Origin of the sequence: Actinoplanes sp. TBRC 11911 (genome assembly GCF_012933445.1) — a bacterium.
Lineage (GTDB): Bacteria > Actinomycetota > Actinomycetes > Mycobacteriales > Micromonosporaceae > Actinoplanes.
Window position 1 is genome coordinate 64,653 of the sequence record NZ_JABBNC010000038.1, and the last position, 15,085, is coordinate 79,737.

At 67.7% G+C, this 15,085-nt stretch carries 12 protein-coding genes and 1 tRNA gene; all 13 read right to left on the bottom strand.

The genetic code is table 11. The annotated features are described in order from the left end of the window. Positions 1–375: a 30S ribosomal protein S12 gene (rpsL, locus tag HH310_RS35845; protein WP_014440718.1), complete on the bottom strand. Its 375-nt coding sequence runs from the start codon at positions 373–375 to the stop codon at positions 1–3. A 417-nt stretch (positions 376–792) separates the two neighbouring features. Then, the gene (locus tag HH310_RS35850; RefSeq protein ID WP_211193030.1) at positions 793–1,263 is read right to left on the bottom strand and encodes a hypothetical protein; all 471 of its coding nucleotides are present in this window, start codon (positions 1,261–1,263) and stop codon (positions 793–795) included. Between the two features lie 57 nt (positions 1,264–1,320). Next, entirely contained in the window at positions 1,321–1,635 is a 315-nt protein-coding gene (locus HH310_RS35855) for a hypothetical protein (RefSeq protein WP_169180213.1), read from the bottom strand. Positions 1,636–1,744: 109 nt separating this feature from the next. Further along, positions 1,745–5,635, bottom strand: coding sequence for a DNA-directed RNA polymerase subunit beta' (locus HH310_RS35860; protein ID WP_169180180.1), 3,891 nt, complete (start codon positions 5,633–5,635; stop codon positions 1,745–1,747). A gap of 130 nt (positions 5,636–5,765) precedes the next feature. Then, the gene (locus HH310_RS35865) at positions 5,766–9,206 is read right to left on the bottom strand and encodes a DNA-directed RNA polymerase subunit beta (protein ID WP_169180181.1); all 3,441 of its coding nucleotides are present in this window, start codon (positions 9,204–9,206) and stop codon (positions 5,766–5,768) included. 602 nt (positions 9,207–9,808) lie between these two features. Beyond that, positions 9,809–10,192 (bottom strand): 50S ribosomal protein L7/L12, encoded by a 384-nt coding sequence (rplL, locus tag HH310_RS35870; RefSeq protein WP_169180182.1) that lies wholly within the window; start codon positions 10,190–10,192, stop codon positions 9,809–9,811. Between the two features lie 54 nt (positions 10,193–10,246). Beyond that, positions 10,247–10,792 (bottom strand): 50S ribosomal protein L10, encoded by a 546-nt coding sequence (gene rplJ / locus HH310_RS35875; protein WP_169180183.1) that lies wholly within the window; start codon positions 10,790–10,792, stop codon positions 10,247–10,249. A 410-nt stretch (positions 10,793–11,202) separates the two neighbouring features. Beyond that, positions 11,203–11,883: a hypothetical protein gene (locus tag HH310_RS35880; protein ID WP_169180184.1), complete on the bottom strand. Its 681-nt coding sequence runs from the start codon at positions 11,881–11,883 to the stop codon at positions 11,203–11,205. A gap of 83 nt (positions 11,884–11,966) precedes the next feature. Beyond that, positions 11,967–12,752, bottom strand: coding sequence for an ABC transporter ATP-binding protein (locus tag HH310_RS35885; RefSeq protein WP_312034544.1), 786 nt, complete (start codon positions 12,750–12,752; stop codon positions 11,967–11,969). 68 nt (positions 12,753–12,820) lie between these two features. After that, positions 12,821–13,531 carry a 50S ribosomal protein L1 gene (gene rplA / locus HH310_RS35890; RefSeq protein ID WP_169180185.1) on the bottom strand — a complete coding sequence of 237 codons (711 nt, stop codon included), beginning with the start codon at positions 13,529–13,531 and terminating at the stop codon, positions 12,821–12,823. Positions 13,532–13,597: 66 nt separating this feature from the next. After that, positions 13,598–14,365 (bottom strand): transcription termination/antitermination protein NusG, encoded by a 768-nt coding sequence (gene nusG / locus HH310_RS35895; RefSeq protein ID WP_169180186.1) that lies wholly within the window; start codon positions 14,363–14,365, stop codon positions 13,598–13,600. Between the two features lie 47 nt (positions 14,366–14,412). After that, positions 14,413–14,805 (bottom strand): preprotein translocase subunit SecE, encoded by a 393-nt coding sequence (gene secE, locus HH310_RS35900; RefSeq protein WP_169180215.1) that lies wholly within the window; start codon positions 14,803–14,805, stop codon positions 14,413–14,415. A 103-nt stretch (positions 14,806–14,908) separates the two neighbouring features. Next, positions 14,909–14,981, bottom strand: a tRNA-Trp gene (locus HH310_RS35905). Positions 14,982–15,085 lie beyond the last annotated feature (104 nt).

The window sequence follows — 15,085 nt, forward strand, 5'->3', positions numbered from 1 at the left end:
TCAGCTCTTCTCCTTCTTCGCGCCGTAACGGCTACGAGCCTGCTTGCGGTTGCGGACACCCTGGGTGTCCAGCGAGCCGCGGACGATCTTGTAGCGGACGCCCGGGAGGTCCTTCACTCGGCCGCCACGCACGAGCACGATCGAGTGCTCCTGCAGGTTGTGGCCGACGCCCGGGATGTACGCGGTCACCTCGATCTGGCTGCTGAGCTTCACACGAGCGACCTTGCGCAGCGCAGAGTTGGGCTTTTTCGGGGTAGTGGTGTACACGCGCGTGCACACGCCGCGCCGCTGAGGGCTCCCCTTCAGGGCCGGCGTCTTGGTCTTGCTCGTCTTCGCCTGGCGGCCCTTTCGGACCAGCTGCTGGATCGTGGGCACCGGGTTTCTCCGCTCCCTTCGGCCGCTTCCTACGGCGGCCGCACCGTCTTGGTTAAAGCTCTGTGCACCAGAAACTCGGAAGTCTCCGGCCCCCGCGGTCGGGCGTGTCGCCCGGCTCACGGTCCCGCCGCGCGTTCGTCACGCGCAGCAGGTCTTGTTCTGTCTCGGCAGCCCGGCTGGGCGCCATCTCGGCGTGTCGCTACCCCGTCTTGACTTCCGACTCGGGCGCACGCACGAGTTGCCCGGGCAAGCCCGGGCACGAGGGGAAAGAGTACCCACCGCAAGCACCCGGGTCAAAATCGGCGGTTCACCGATGACTCGGGTCCGTACGACGGATATCTCCGATGCAAGTGTACCCGGCACCCCGAGGCGCCACCCCGGCGGTGCCCGATCCGGCCCGGGGAGGCGGTGCGACCCTCAGGCGGACAACTGCAACAGAAGACTTAACACGAGACCCACGAGGGCAATTCCCGCGCCGGCCGCTCCACACGAGATTCCCGCGATCGCCAGGCCACCGCCGCTGAACCGGACCTGACCGGTCCGGCCGGAATGCCGGATCTGCCGGCGGGCGACCAGGCCCACCGCCATCGCGCCGACCCCGGCGAGCACGCTGAGCACGGTGAAGGCGCCGGCCACCCAGCCACCCCAGCCGTCCGACGAGCCGGCCAGTCCGAAGCAGAACACCAGCAGCGAGACCAGGATCGAGCCGATCCCGGCGATCAGGGAACCGATGGCCAGGCCCGACACGATCGGCTCGACGCGCAGCGACACCAGCCCGAAGCCGGTCCCCGGCATCGGGTCGATCCGCTCCGGCTGCCAGCGCCCCGCCGGGGGCGGCGGCGGGGGCGCGGCCGGATAAGAGGGGTAGGGCGGGGGCGGCTGCGTCATATTCCGAGCATGTCACCCGAACGTGGCATGCCGCAGCCCGGCCGCCACCGCGCGCGGTCAGTCGGTGCCGGGCGCGAAGTCCGTCCCGGAGGGCGTCGAGGCGAGGTGCAGCAGACCCGCGATCGAGGCGATGACCAGCGTGGTCAGGGCCAGCACGAGGCCCGCCCAGGCCAGCCGGCGGCCGCGGCGGACCCACGCCGAACCGGTCAGGTAACCGCGCGCCTCGTACTGCTGACGGGCCGTCTGACGCGCCAGCAGCAACGCGACGGTGGCCGGGATCACACCGCCGACGAACGCCCCGGTCAGCAGCCCCACCAGGCCGAGCGCGAACACCGCCCGCGCCTTCGTCGAGGGCACCGGATCGGGATCCATCGGGTGGCGGGTGGGCGTCGCCGCGGGAAGCGTCACCACTTCATCTTAAGAAGGCCGAAGGGCGGCCGCGCAATGCGCGGCCGCCCTTGCGGCATCAGAAACCAAACCTCTAGCGGTACGACCCGAAGTCGAAGTCGTCCAGCGGAACAGCCTGCCCGCTGGCCGGCCCGAAGCCGTAGTCCGTCTCCGGGTACCCGGTCATCGAGTACACCTTGGCCTTGGCCTCCTCGGTGGGCTCGACCCGGATGTTGCGGTACTTGCTGATGCCGGTACCGGCCGGGATGAGCTTACCGATGATCACGTTCTCCTTGAGGCCGACGAGCGAGTCGCTACGCGAGTTGATCGCCGCGTCGGTCAGCACCCGGGTGGTCTCCTGGAAGGAGGCCGCCGAGAGCCAGGAGTCGGTGGCCAGCGAGGCCTTGGTGATACCCATCAGGACGGGACGACCGGCGGCGGGCTCGCCACCCTCGCCGACGAGCCGGCGGTTCTCCGACTCGAACAGCGCCCGGTCGACCAGCACGCCCGGCAGGAACTCCGCCGCGCCCGAGTCGATGACCGTCACCCGCTTCAGCATCTGGCGGATGATGATCTCGATGTGCTTGTCGTGGATGAGCACACCCTGCGAGCGGTAGACCTCCTGGACCTCCTGGGTCAGGTGGACCTGGACCGCCCGCGGACCCATGATCCGCAGAAGCTCGTGCGGGTCGATGGTGCCCTCGGTCAGCTTCTCGCCGACCTCGACGTGGTCGCCGTCGTGGGCGCGGAGCTTGACGCGCTTGGAGATCTTGTCGTACACGATCTCCTCGCTGCCGTCGTCCGGCACCACGATGATCTTCCGCGAGCGCTCGCCGTCCTCGATGCGGATGCGTCCGGGGGTGTCGGCGATGGGCGCCTTGCCCTTGGGCACACGAGCCTCGAAGATCTCCTGCACACGCGGCAGACCCTGGGTGATGTCCTCACCCGCGACACCACCGGTGTGGAAGGTACGCATCGTCAGCTGCGTACCGGGCTCACCGATGGACTGGGCCGCGATGATGCCGACCGCCTCGCCGATGTCGACCGACTTGCCGGTCGGCAGCGAACGGCCGTAGCAGGCCGCGCACACACCGAGCTTCGACTCGCAGGTCAGCACGCTGCGCACCCGGACGTGCTCGACACCCGCGGCGACCAGCTTGTCGACCAGGATCGAGTTGAGGTCCGAGCCCTTGGCGACCACGAGGTTGCCGTCGCCGTCGAGCACGTCGTCGGCGATGGTCCGCGCGTGGACACCGGTCTCCGCGTGCGTGTGCACGATCAGCGTGCCGTCCGTGTCACGCTCCGCCACCTGCATCGGGATCGCGCGGTCGGTGCCGCAGTCCTCCTCGCGGATGATGACGTCCTGCGACACGTCCACCAGACGCCGGGTCAGGTAACCCGAGTCGGCGGTACGCAGCGCGGTGTCGGCCAGACCCTTACGGGCACCGTGCGTGGAGATGAAGTACTCCAGCACGGTCAGGCCCTCGCGGTACGACGAGGTGATCGGGCGCGGGATGATCTCGCCCTTCGGGTTCGCCACCAGACCACGGATCGCGGCGATCTGCCGGAGCTGGAGCAAGTTACCGCGAGCGCCGGAGTTGATCATCACCCAGAGCGGGTTCTCCTGCGGCAGCGCGGTCTCCATCTCCTTGGAGATCTCGTTGGTCGCCTTGGTCCAGATGTCGATGAGCTCGCCGCGACGCTCCTCCGAGGTCATCAGACCGCGCTGGTACTGCTTGTCGATCCGGTCCGCCTCACCCTGGTAGCGAGCGAGGATTTCCGGCTTGCGCGGCGGGCCGATGACGTCGCCCATGCCGATCGTCACGCCGGACCAGGTGGCCCAGTGGAAGCCGGCCTCCTTGAGCGCGTCCAGGGTCGCCGCGAGGGCCACCTTGGGGAAACGCTCGGCGAGGTCGTTGACGATCTGCGAGAGCTGACCCTTACGGATCTCGTAGTTGACGAAGCGGTACCCCGGCGGCAGCGTCTCGTTGAAGATCACCCGGCCGAGGGTGGTGTCGACGGTGAGGTTCTCGCCCTCGGTCCAGTCCTCCGGCGCCTCCCAAGCCTTCTGCTTGGCACCGTTGTCCACGCCGACGACGTCCCGGAGCCGGATCCGCACCGGCGCCTGCAGGTGCAGCTCACCGTTGTCGAAGGCCATCCGCGCCTCGGCGTCCGAGCTGAACGTCCGGCCCTCGCCCTTGGAACCGGGCACCATGTGGGTCAGGTGGTACAGACCGATGACCATGTCCTGGGTAGGCATGGTGACCGGCTTGCCGTCGGCCGGCTTGAGGATGTTGTTCGACGAGAGCATCAGGATCCGGGCCTCGGCCTGCGCCTCGGCCGACAGCGGCACGTGCACCGCCATCTGGTCGCCGTCGAAGTCGGCGTTGAACGCCGTACAGACGAGCGGGTGGATCTGGATCGCCTTGCCCTCGACCAGCTGCGGCTCGAACGCCTGGATGCCCAGACGGTGCAGGGTCGGAGCACGGTTCAGCAGCACCGGGTGCTCGCTGATGACCTCCTCCAGGACGTCCCACACGACCGGCCGCTGACGCTCGACCATCCGCTTGGCCGACTTGATGTTCTGCGCGTGGTTCAGGTCGACCAGGCGCTTCATCACGAACGGCTTGAACAGCTCCAGCGCCATCTGCTTGGGCAGACCGCACTGGTGCAGCTTGAGCCGCGGGCCGACGACGATGACCGAACGGCCGGAGTAGTCGACGCGCTTGCCCAGCAGGTTCTGGCGGAACCGGCCCTGCTTGCCCTTGAGCATGTCGGACAGCGACTTCAGCGGACGGTTACCCGGACCGGTGACCGGCCGGCCCCGGCGACCGTTGTCGAACAGTGCGTCGACGGCCTCCTGGAGCATCCGCTTCTCGTTGTTGACGATGATCTCGGGGGCACCCAGGTCGATCAGGCGCTTGAGGCGGTTGTTGCGGTTGATGACCCGGCGGTACAGGTCGTTCAGGTCGCTCGTCGCGAAACGGCCACCGTCGAGCTGCACCATCGGGCGCAGGTCCGGCGGGATGACCGGGACGCAGTCCAGCACCATGCCGAGCGGCGAGTTACGCGTGTTCAGGAAGGCGGCGACGACCTTGAGCCGCTTGAGGGCACGGATCTTCCGCTGGCCCTTGCCGCTGCGGATGATCTCGCGCAGCAACTCGGCCTCGGCGTCCAGGTCCATGTTCTCGAGCAGCGCCTTGATCGCCTCGGCGCCCATGCCACCGGTGAAGTACTCACCGAAGCGGTCCCGCAGCTCGCGGTAGAGCAGCTCGTCGGTGACCAGCTGCTTGGAGTCCAGCTTGCGGAAGGTGTCGAGCACCTCGTCGAGCCGGTCGATCTCGCGCTGCGCCTTGTCCCGGATCTGGCGCATCTCGCGCTCGCCAGCCTCCTTGACCTTGCGGCGCACGTCGGCCTTGGCACCCTCGGCCTCGAGCTCGGTCAGGTCCTGCTCGAGCTTCGCGGCGCGCTTCTCGATCTCCGAGTCGCGGCCGTTCTCCGACTGACGCTTCTCGGCGAAGATCTCGTTCTCGATCGTGGACATGTCGCGGTGACGCGCCTCGGCGTCCACGCTCGTGATCACGTACGAGGCGAAGTAAATGATCTTCTCAAGGTCCTTGGGCGCCAGGTCGAGCAGGTAGCCCAGCCGGCTCGGCACACCCTTGAAGTACCAGATGTGGGTAACCGGGGCGGCGAGCTCGATGTGGCCCATGCGCTCACGGCGGACCTTGGACCGGGTCACCTCGACGCCGCAGCGCTCACAGATGATGCCCTTGAACCGGACCCGCTTGTACTTGCCGCAGTAGCACTCCCAGTCCCGCTGCGGACCGAAGATCTTCTCGCAGAAGAGTCCGTCCTTCTCGGGCTTGAGGGTGCGGTAGTTGATCGTCTCGGGCTTCTTGACCTCACCGTGCGACCACTGCCGGATGTCGTCAGCGGTGGCCAGGCCGATGCGCAACTCGTCGAAGAAGTTGACGTCCAGCACTTGGTCTATCCCTCGTGTTTCGTTGCTCGGATAAATTTTCCAGGCCGGCGGTGGGCGCCCCTAGCTGAGTTATCAAACGGCTTCGCCGTACCGCGGCGAAAACCTGACAACCATCCAGGGGCGCTCTCCGTCAGATCTCTTCGACGCTGCTGACGCCCTCGTTCGGACGCCGCGACAGGTCGATGCCGAGTTCTTCCGCGGCCCGGAAAACCTCGTCGTCGGTCTCGCGCATCTCCAGAGCCACGCCGTCGCTGGAAAGCACCTCAACATTCAGGCACAGCGACTGCAGCTCCTTGAGCAGCACCTTGAACGACTCCGGGATTCCCGGCTCCGGGATGTTCTCGCCCTTGACGATGGCCTCGTAAACCTTCACGCGACCAAGTACGTCGTCGGACTTGATGGTGAGCAGCTCCTGCAGCGCGTAAGCCGCGCCGTAGGCCTGCATCGCCCAGCACTCCATCTCGCCGAACCGCTGTCCACCGAACTGCGCCTTACCACCCAGCGGCTGCTGCGTGATCATCGAGTACGGGCCGGTCGACCGCGCGTGGATCTTGTCGTCGACCAGGTGGTTCAGCTTCAGGATGTAGACGTAGCCGACCGAGATCGGGTCCGGCAGCGGCTCGCCCGAGCGGCCGTCGAACAACTGCGCCTTGCCGTCGCCGTTGACCAGCCGCTTACCGTCGCGGTTGACCAGCGTCGACTCGAGGAGGCCCTTGATCTCCTCCTCGTGCGCGCCGTCGAAGACGGGCGTCGCGACGTTCGAATCCTTCTCGGACTCGTGCGCCCCGATCGCGCGCAGCTGCTTCTTCCACTCGACGTCCTCGCCCTCGACCGACCAGCCGGTCTTGGCGATCCACCCGAGGTGGGTCTCCAGAACCTGACCGATGTTCATACGCGAGGGCACACCCAGCGGGTTCAGCACGATGTCGACCGGGGTGCCGTCCTCCAGGAACGGCATGTCCTCGACCGGCAGGATCTTGGAGATGACGCCCTTGTTGCCGTGGCGACCGGCGAGCTTGTCACCGTCCTGGATCTTGCGCTTCTGCGCGACGTACACGCGCACCAGCTCGTTCACACCCGGGGGCAGCTCGTCGCCGTCCTCGCGCGAGAACGTCCGGACGCCGATGACCGTGCCGGTCTCGCCGTGCGGCACCTTCAGCGAGGTGTCCCGGACCTCCCGGGCCTTCTCACCGAAGATCGCGCGGAGCAGGCGCTCCTCCGGGGTCAGCTCGGTCTCGCCCTTGGGCGTGACCTTGCCGACCAGGATGTCGCCGGGGACGACCTCGGCGCCGATCCGGATGATGCCGCGCTCGTCCAGGTCGGCGAGCATTTCCTCGCTGACGTTGGGGATGTCGCGGGTGATCTCCTCCGGGCCGAGCTTGGTGTCCCGGGCGTCGACCTCGTGCTCCTCGATGTGGATCGAGGTGAGGACGTCCTGCTGGACGAGGCGCTGCGACAGGATGATCGCGTCCTCGTAGTTGTGGCCCTCCCAGGTCATGAACGCGACGAGCAGGTTACGGCCGAGGGCCATCTCCCCCTCGTCGGTGCACGGACCGTCGGCGATGACCTGGCCGGACTCGACCCGGTCACCCTCGAATACGACCGGCTTCTGGTTGACGCAGGAGCCGGCGTTGGAGCGGCGGAACTTGTGCAGCAGGTACGTCCGGCGGTGGCCGTCGTCCTGGTGGACCGTCACGTAGTCGGCGCAGAGGTCCTCGACCACGCCGCCGACCTCGGCGACGACCACGTCACCGGCGTCGACCGCGGCACGGTATTCCATGCCGGTGCCGACCAGCGGCGCCTCGGCCTTGACCAGCGGCACGGCCTGACGCTGCATGTTCGCGCCCATGAGCGCGCGGTTCGCGTCGTCGTGCTCGAGGAACGGGATCATGGCGGTCGCGACCGAGGTCATCTGCCGCGGCGAGACGTCCATGTAGTCGACCTGCGCGCCAGGCACGTAGTCGACCTCACCGCCCTTCCGGCGGACCAGGACCCGGTCGTCGGCGAAGGTGCCGTCGTTCATCAGCGGGGCGTTCGCCTGCGCCTTGATGAACCGGTCCTCCTCGTCGGCGGTCAGGTAGTGCACCTCGTCGGTGACCCGGCCGTCCTCGACCTTGCGGTACGGGGTCTCGATGAACCCGAACGGGTTGACCCGCGCGAACGTCGAGAGCGCGCCGATCAGACCGATGTTCGGTCCCTCGGGGGTCTCGATCGGACACATCCGGCCGTAGTGCGACGGGTGCACGTCACGGACCTCGAAGCCGGCCCGCTCACGCGACAGGCCACCCGGGCCGAGCGCGCTCAGCCGGCGCCGGTGGGTCAAGCCCGCCAGCGGGTTGGTCTGGTCCATGAACTGGGACAGCTGCGACGTACCGAAGAACTCCTTGATCGCAGCCACCACCGGGCGGATGTTGATCAGGGTCTGCGGCGTGATCGCCTCGACGTCCTGGGTCGTCATGCGCTCGCGGACGACGCGCTCCATCCGGGACAGGCCCACGCGGACCTGGTTCTGGATGAGCTCGCCCACGGTGCGCAGACGGCGGTTGCCGAAGTGGTCGATGTCGTCGGCCTCGTAGCCCTCCTCGCCGGCGTGCAGCCGGGCAAGGTACTCGACGGTCTTGACGATGTCTTCCTCGGTCAACGTGCCCTGGGCGATCGGGACATCGATCTCGAGCTTCTTGTTGAACTTGTACCGGCCGACCTTGGCGACGTCATACCGCTTCGGGTTGAAGAAGAGGTTGTCGAGCAGGGTCTGCGCGTTTTCCCGGGTCGGGGGCTCACCCGGGCGGAGCTTGCGGTAGATGTCGAGCAGGGCCTCGTCCTGCCCGGCGATGTGGTCCTTCTCCAGCGTGGTCATGAGCAGCTCGGACCAGCCGAAACGCTCACGGATCTGGTCGGCCGACCAGCCGATCGCCTTGAGCAGGACGGTGACGGCCTGCCGGCGCTTGCGGTCGATCCGGACACCGACAGTGTCGCGCTTGTCGATGTCGAACTCCAGCCAGGCACCCCGGCTCGGGATGACCTTGACGCTGGTAAGGTCGCGATCGGAGGTCTTGTCCGGCTCCTTGGTGAAGTACACGCCCGGCGAGCGGACGAGCTGGCTCACCACGACCCGCTCGGTGCCGTTGATGACGAACGTCCCCTTGGGGGTCATCATCGGGAAGTCGCCCATGAACACGGTCTGGCTCTTGATCTCGCCAGTCGTGTTGTTGGTGAACTCCGCGGTCACGAACAGCGGTGCGCAATAGGTCAGATCCTTCTCCTTGCACTCCTCGATCGAGGCCTTGACCTCGTCGAATCGGGGAGAAGAGAAGGACAGCGACATAGTGCCGGAGAAGTCCTCAATGGGACTGATCTCTTCGAGGATCTCTGCGAGGCCCGAGTGGGCGTGCGGGTCGTCCGTCGACCGGGCCTGCCAAGCCTCGTTCCCGACCAGCCAGTCGAAGGACTCTGTCTGGAGGGCAAGAAGGTTGGGGACCTCAAGTTGCTCGGTGATCCTGCCGAAAGAGACACGGCGGGGTGCGTAAGCGCTCGACGTACGGCTGGTCTTCGCAGGGCGGGAAGCTGCCAAGATGCGTCCTTCCGAGGACCGGTGCTGCTGATGCGGCTTCAGCTGCGGTATGCAACTGTCTGCGTGCACTCTGACGAGCCCCCGGGAAATCATCCGGTGGGATGTCCCGGCAGGGCTCAAGACAGAAGGCAGCGCAAACTAGCAGTGTAGCCGCTTGGCTAACCGCTGTCCAGCCCACACCAGAGGGCAACCTGCGGAACGTCACCCCGCAGCGCCTGACCTGCGCAAATAACGGTCAGCGCTCCGTGCGGGGCCGCTCTACGCGGCTCATCTACCCTCGGGTGCCGACCCGTGAAACCCCGGCGAACCGGAGCCCCCGCGGGGCGGCCGTCGCAAGCGCGGAACAACTTGCTGATGTCAGCGTGCCTGTCAGGAGACACTCAGTCAAGGCCTCCTGGCACGGGGCGAACTTGTCCGATCGCCCGCCAGCCGCGCCCTAGCGACCTTACTCCACCAATTGCCCCATTGACCCGGCTTTGCGAGTCGCCTGGCCGACACTCGGGACAGGGGTCGTCACCAGGCAGTTCGCGTGCGAAATGAGGATGGCGGGAACCCGGGATCGGGTCCCCGCCATCCGCAAGAGAAAGCTGTGGAGCGTTAGATCACTTGAGGGTGACCTTGGCGCCCTCGGCCTCGAGCTTGGCCTTGGCGGCGTCGGCCTTCTCCTGGTTGACACCCTCGAGGATCGCCTTCGGGGCGCTCTCGACGGCGTCCTTGGCCTCCTTGAGGCCCAGGCCGGTCAGCTCGCGCACGACCTTGATGACCTGGATCTTCTTGCCGCCGTCGCCCTCGAGGACGACGTCGAAGGAGTCCTTCACGGCCTCGGCCTCGGCCGGGGCAGCGCCGGGGGCGGCGGCCGCGACGGCGACCGGAGCGGCGGCGGTGACCTCGAAGGTGTCCTCGAACTGCTTCACGAACTCGGAGAGCTCGATCAGCGTCATCTCCTTGAACGCGTCAAGCAGCTCGTCGGTGCTGAGCTTCGCCATGATTGGCAACCTTTCGTAACTTCTGAACTAGATGTCTTGTTGGTTCCGCGCGGCTCAGGCCGCCTCGGAACCGTCCTTCTCGCGCTTCTCCTGCAGGGCCGCCGCGAGGCGAGCCACCTGCGACAGCGGGGCCTGGAACAGCCCGGCCGCCTTGGAGAGGTTGCCCTTCATGGCGCCGGCCAGCTTGGCCAGAAGAACCTCACGGGACTCGAGGTCCGCGATCTTGTTGACGTCATCCGCCGAGATCGCACGACCCTCGAAGACGCCGCCCTTGATCTGCAGGACCGGGTTCGCCTTGGCGAAGGTCCGAAGGCCCTTGGCCGCCTCGACCGGGTCACCGCTGACAAAGGCGAGCGCGGTAGGACCGGAGAACAGAGCGTCGAGACCCTCGATGCCCGCGTCGGTAGCCGCACGCTTGGCCAGCGTGTTCTTCGACACCGAATACTTCGTCTCGCTGCCCAGCGCGCGCCGCAGCTCGGTGAGCTGGGCAACGGTGAGCCCGCGGTACTCGGTCAACACGGTGGCCGACGAGTTCTTGAAGGCTTCGGTGAGCTCGGCGACGGCAGTGGCCTTGTCGGCCCGGACCGGCTTGTCCGCCATGTCCCTCCTCTCTCAGTGCTAGCCGCTTTGGGTGAAGGCTGAGCAGATGAGAAACGCCCCGGCGCATGGGCGCACGGGGCGGAGGGCCAAACTGGCCGATCGCGACCGTTCTCCCCTGCGCGGGCCGCCCGCCTTCTGCGGGACCTTCAGCCGCGGCCTCCGTCGGATGACGGGTGCTGCGGCGACCAGCGGTCTTTGGGTGGAACTTCGACGCCAAATGTACGCGACGGGGACGCCCCCGCCAAATCAGTTGTCCAGGGCCACGGGAGGACACCTGACGGTCCATCAGCTCCAGCGAGGAGCCCGTTGCCGCGTTGATGAGTTCGGACTTCGGTCGCCGCCGGCGAAGCCGTCGTCGAGCGCAGTCCGAACTCATCAACTCTCAGCGGCGCACGGGCGATCGAGCGTGGCTAGCTCAGTGTGCGTCGCAAACGGCCGTAGCCGGTCAAGGCCACCGCACACCAGGCCAGTGCCCAGACGCACAGGAGCAGCAGCGTGGCCGCGGGCGGGACGGTGTCGCCGTTCAGGTCGCGGGCCGTGGCCATCACCGGGGGCACCAGCCACGGCGCGAACGAGCCGCTCAGTCCCAGGATCACCACCAGGACCGTGGACACCACCAGCACGGACACCCCGACCAGCGCGGACCGGGTGACCGCGCGGCTGGCCAGCGCGCCCAGCGCGACCGCGGGCGGCACCGCGAGCAGGTGGGCCAGGATGCCGAGCAGCGTGCCGCCGACCGGGTCCTTGGTCGTGTCGATCGCGGTGAACAGCCACGGGGTGCCCATCGCTAGCACGCAGACCGCCAGGGCCAGCAGCGTGGCGGTCAGCAGGCCGGCGACCGCTTCGCGACGGGCTCCCGCGGCGACCCGGGCCAGGCGGCGCTGCACGTCCGGCTCGGTGTCCAGCACGAGCTTGGTCTGCCAGGCCAGGACCGGGAAGAGGGCGGCGGCGGAGTAGCCGTACGCGGCGGCGGCCGGGGACGCTCCCCCGCCATAGATGACCGCCAGCACGACCAGGAACGCGATCAAGGGCGGAAGGGCGCGCCCGCCACGGGTGAACCCGGCGAGGCGCATCCGGACCAGGGCGCTCATCGACGAGCCGCCGGCATCGAAACGATCATCGGCGAGCCTCGGGTGTCCGGACGATCATCGGTGAGCCCCCAGCCGAGCGGTGGTCATCGGGGCACCTCGGGCGTCCGGGGCGCGGCGGGGTCGCGTACGGCAAGGACGCGGTGACCGGCGGCACGCAGATGGACCACCGCCCGGTCGGCGTCGGTCCGGCGGACCGCGACCTCCACGATCACCTCATCCGGCTCAGGCTTTGCGATCTGGTGCGGCGCGGGCGTCTCGTGCACCTCGGCGTTCTCCACCCGCCAGTGGGTCGCGTCGGGCAGGTTGGTGATCTCGCCGCGGTGATCGCTGACCAGGACCATGCCGCCGGCCTCGGTCACCTCGGCGACGATCTGCGGGATGAGGGTGCGGGCGACCGCGTCGAGGCCCTCCCACGGCTCGTCGAGCACCAGCAGGCCGGGCGGGTCGAGCAGGGCCTGGGCGAGGCCGACCTTCTGCGCGGTGCCCTTGGAGAGGTCGGCGAGGCGGGTGCCGGTGTGCTCGGTGAGGAGCAGTCGCTCGATCCAGGCGTCGACCACCGTGTGGTCGCAGATGCCGCGGATCTCCGCCATGCGGGACAGGTATTGCCGCGTCGTGAACGGCTGGTCGGCGGGGAAACGCTCGGGAACCCAGCCGACGACTCGGGGACGGTGCCGGACGGTGCCCCGGACCGGCGTCAGCACCCCGGCGGCCAGCTGCAGGAGCGTCGACTTGCCGGCGCCGTTACGGCCCAGCACGACGACGGTCTCGCCGGGGCGGACGCTGACGTTGACGGCCCGCAGTGTCCAGGGGCCGCGACGGGCGTACCGGAACCAAAGATCGTCGGTCTTGATTGGCCCCGCTGATCGCACGCCGGAAGCCTGCCACAGGAAAGGCCCCCGGGATGTCCCCGAGGGCCTTGGAAAAACCTGTGAGGCGATCAGGCCTCGGCGCCGCGGAGGCCCTTCACCACGTTCGGGTCGACCGGCACGCCGGGGCCCATGGTGGTGGTGACGGTGATCTTCCGGAGGTACTTGCCCTTGGCCGCGGACGGCTTGGCACGCAGCACCTCGTCGAGGACCGCCGCGTAGTTGTCCACGAGCTGGTCCTCGGAGAAGGACGCCTTGCCGATGATCAGGTGCAGGTTCGAGTGCTTGTCCACCCGGAAGGTGATCTTGCCGCCCTTGATCTCGTTGATCGCCTTGGTCACGTCCATGGTGACCGTGCCGGTCTTCGGGTTGGGCATGAGGCCGCGCGGGCCCAGGATCCGGGCGATCCGGCCGATCTTGGCCATCTGGTCCGGGGTGGCGATCGCCGCGTCGAAGTCGAGCCAGCCGCCCTGGATGCGGGCCACCAGCTCGTCGGTGCCGACCTCGTCGGCACCGGCCGCGACGGCCTCGTCGGCCTTCGCACCCTGCGCGAAGACGATCACGCGGGCGGTCTTGCCGGTGCCGTGCGGCAGGTTGACCGTGCCGCGGACCATCTGGTCGGCCTTACGCGGGTCGACGCCCAGCCGCATCGCGACCTCGACGGTCGCGTCGAACTTGCTGGGGTTGGTGTCCTTGGCGAGCTTGATCGCGTCGTTCGGCTCGTACAGCTTGTCGGTGTCGATCTGCTCGGCCGCCTTGCGGTAGCCCTTGCCATGCTTCATTACTGATTACTCCTGTGGTAATTGGCGGGACGCGCTTGGCCGCGTCCCTCCCACTGACGTGCTTTGTCAGATCTTGGTGACCTGGTTGAAGTTCAGCTCCACCGGCGTCTCACGGCCGAAGATGGAGACCAGAACCTTCAACTTCTGCTGGTCGGCATTAATTTCACTGATCGAGGCCGGCAGCGACGCGAACGCGCCGTCGGTGACCGTGACCGAGTCGCCCACCTCGAAGTCCAGCACCTTGATCTCGGGCTTGGCCTTCTTCTCCTCGGTCTCGACGGCCGGGGCGAGCCACTTGAGCACCTCATCCAGCGAGAGCGGGGCCGGCCGGTCGACGCGGTCGGTGGCGCCCACGAAGCCGGTCACGCCGGGCGTGTTGCGCACGCACGAGTACGACTCGGGGGTCAGATCCATCCGGACCAGGATGTAGCCGGGGAACACCTTGTTCTGAACCTGGACCCGCTTGCCGCTCTTGACCTCGACCTCTTCGCGGGTCGGCACCTCGACCTGGAAGATGAAATCCTCCATGTCGAGGCTGGTGATGCGGGTCTCGAGGTTCGTCTTGACCTTGTTCTCATACCCGGCGTAGGAGTGCACGACGTACCAGTCGCCCGGCGCGTAGCGCAGCTTCTGCCGCAGCTCCTGCACCGGGTCGAAGTCGTCGTCGTCGGCGTCGTGCACCGCCGCCGGCTCCTCCACCGCGGTGGCCGGCTCCGGCGCGGCGGCCGTCTCCTGCTCTTGCGGAGCGGCCTCGACCGACTCGTCGTTTTCCGCCGTAGCCACCGACGACTGTTCGTCGGCCGACTGCGCGGTCTCGTCGTCGTACTCAGGCACGCTCGCTCACTTCCAGCTAAGACTTTGACACAGGGACGCCCGGCGGCTCAGTTCCCGCCGAACGCCCAGAGGATGGCCTTTCCGAACCCGAGGTCCAGGAAGCCCACGATGGCCGTCATGATCGACACGAAGACGATCACGATGGTCGTGTAGGTCAGCAGCTCCTTGCGCGTCGGCCAGATGACCTTACGCAGCTCACTGACGACCTCACGGAAGAAACCACCGATGCGGCCGAATAATCCGGTCCGGCGGACCTGCTTCTTCGCCTTGGGGCTGCCGGAGTCTTTGGTGCGCTCGCGCACGGCGACCCCGCCACGGCTTACCGGCTCGTCGTCGTCGGTCTCGTCGCCGGCCGTCTCATCGTCCTCGACGGCGTCGTCGTCGAACACCTCGTCGTCGGCCGGGTCACCGGCGTCACCGGGTCGGTTCCTCTCGGCCATGGCGCCCTCTTCCGTCATCGATGGATGGTCCCCATCGGCGCCCGATCAGTGCGCGGGGGTCGTGCGTTCCGCGCACCGGGCGGGCACGTCTGGGAGGTTTGCGCAGGGGTGACAGGACTTGAACCTGCAGCCTGCGGTTTTGGAGACCGCTGCTCTGCCAATTGAGCTACACCCCTGTGCGGGGCCGATCGTCTCCTCGCACGGGCTGTTAGGCGCAGCCGTGCTCGGAGGGTCACTGCCCCACGGCGCACCAGTGTACGGGTTGACGGGTGGTTAGCCC

What these genes read in the sequence shown, in the direction of transcription:
- secE (WP_169180215.1), bottom strand. Translation starts at nt 14,805, where the DNA reads ATGGCCGAGAGGAACCGACCCGGTGACGCCGGTGACCCGGCCGACGAC.
- rplA (WP_169180185.1), bottom strand. Translation starts at nt 13,531, where the DNA reads ATGAAGCATGGCAAGGGCTACCGCAAGGCGGCCGAGCAGATCGACACC.
- HH310_RS35850 (WP_211193030.1), bottom strand. Translation starts at nt 1,263, where the DNA reads ATGACGCAGCCGCCCCCGCCCTACCCCTCTTATCCGGCCGCGCCCCCG.
- HH310_RS35855 (WP_169180213.1), bottom strand. Translation starts at nt 1,635, where the DNA reads ATGGATCCCGATCCGGTGCCCTCGACGAAGGCGCGGGCGGTGTTCGCG.
- rplL (WP_169180182.1), bottom strand. Translation starts at nt 10,192, where the DNA reads ATGGCGAAGCTCAGCACCGACGAGCTGCTTGACGCGTTCAAGGAGATG.
- rplJ (WP_169180183.1), bottom strand. Translation starts at nt 10,792, where the DNA reads ATGGCGGACAAGCCGGTCCGGGCCGACAAGGCCACTGCCGTCGCCGAG.
- HH310_RS35880 (WP_169180184.1), bottom strand. Translation starts at nt 11,883, where the DNA reads ATGAGCGCCCTGGTCCGGATGCGCCTCGCCGGGTTCACCCGTGGCGGG.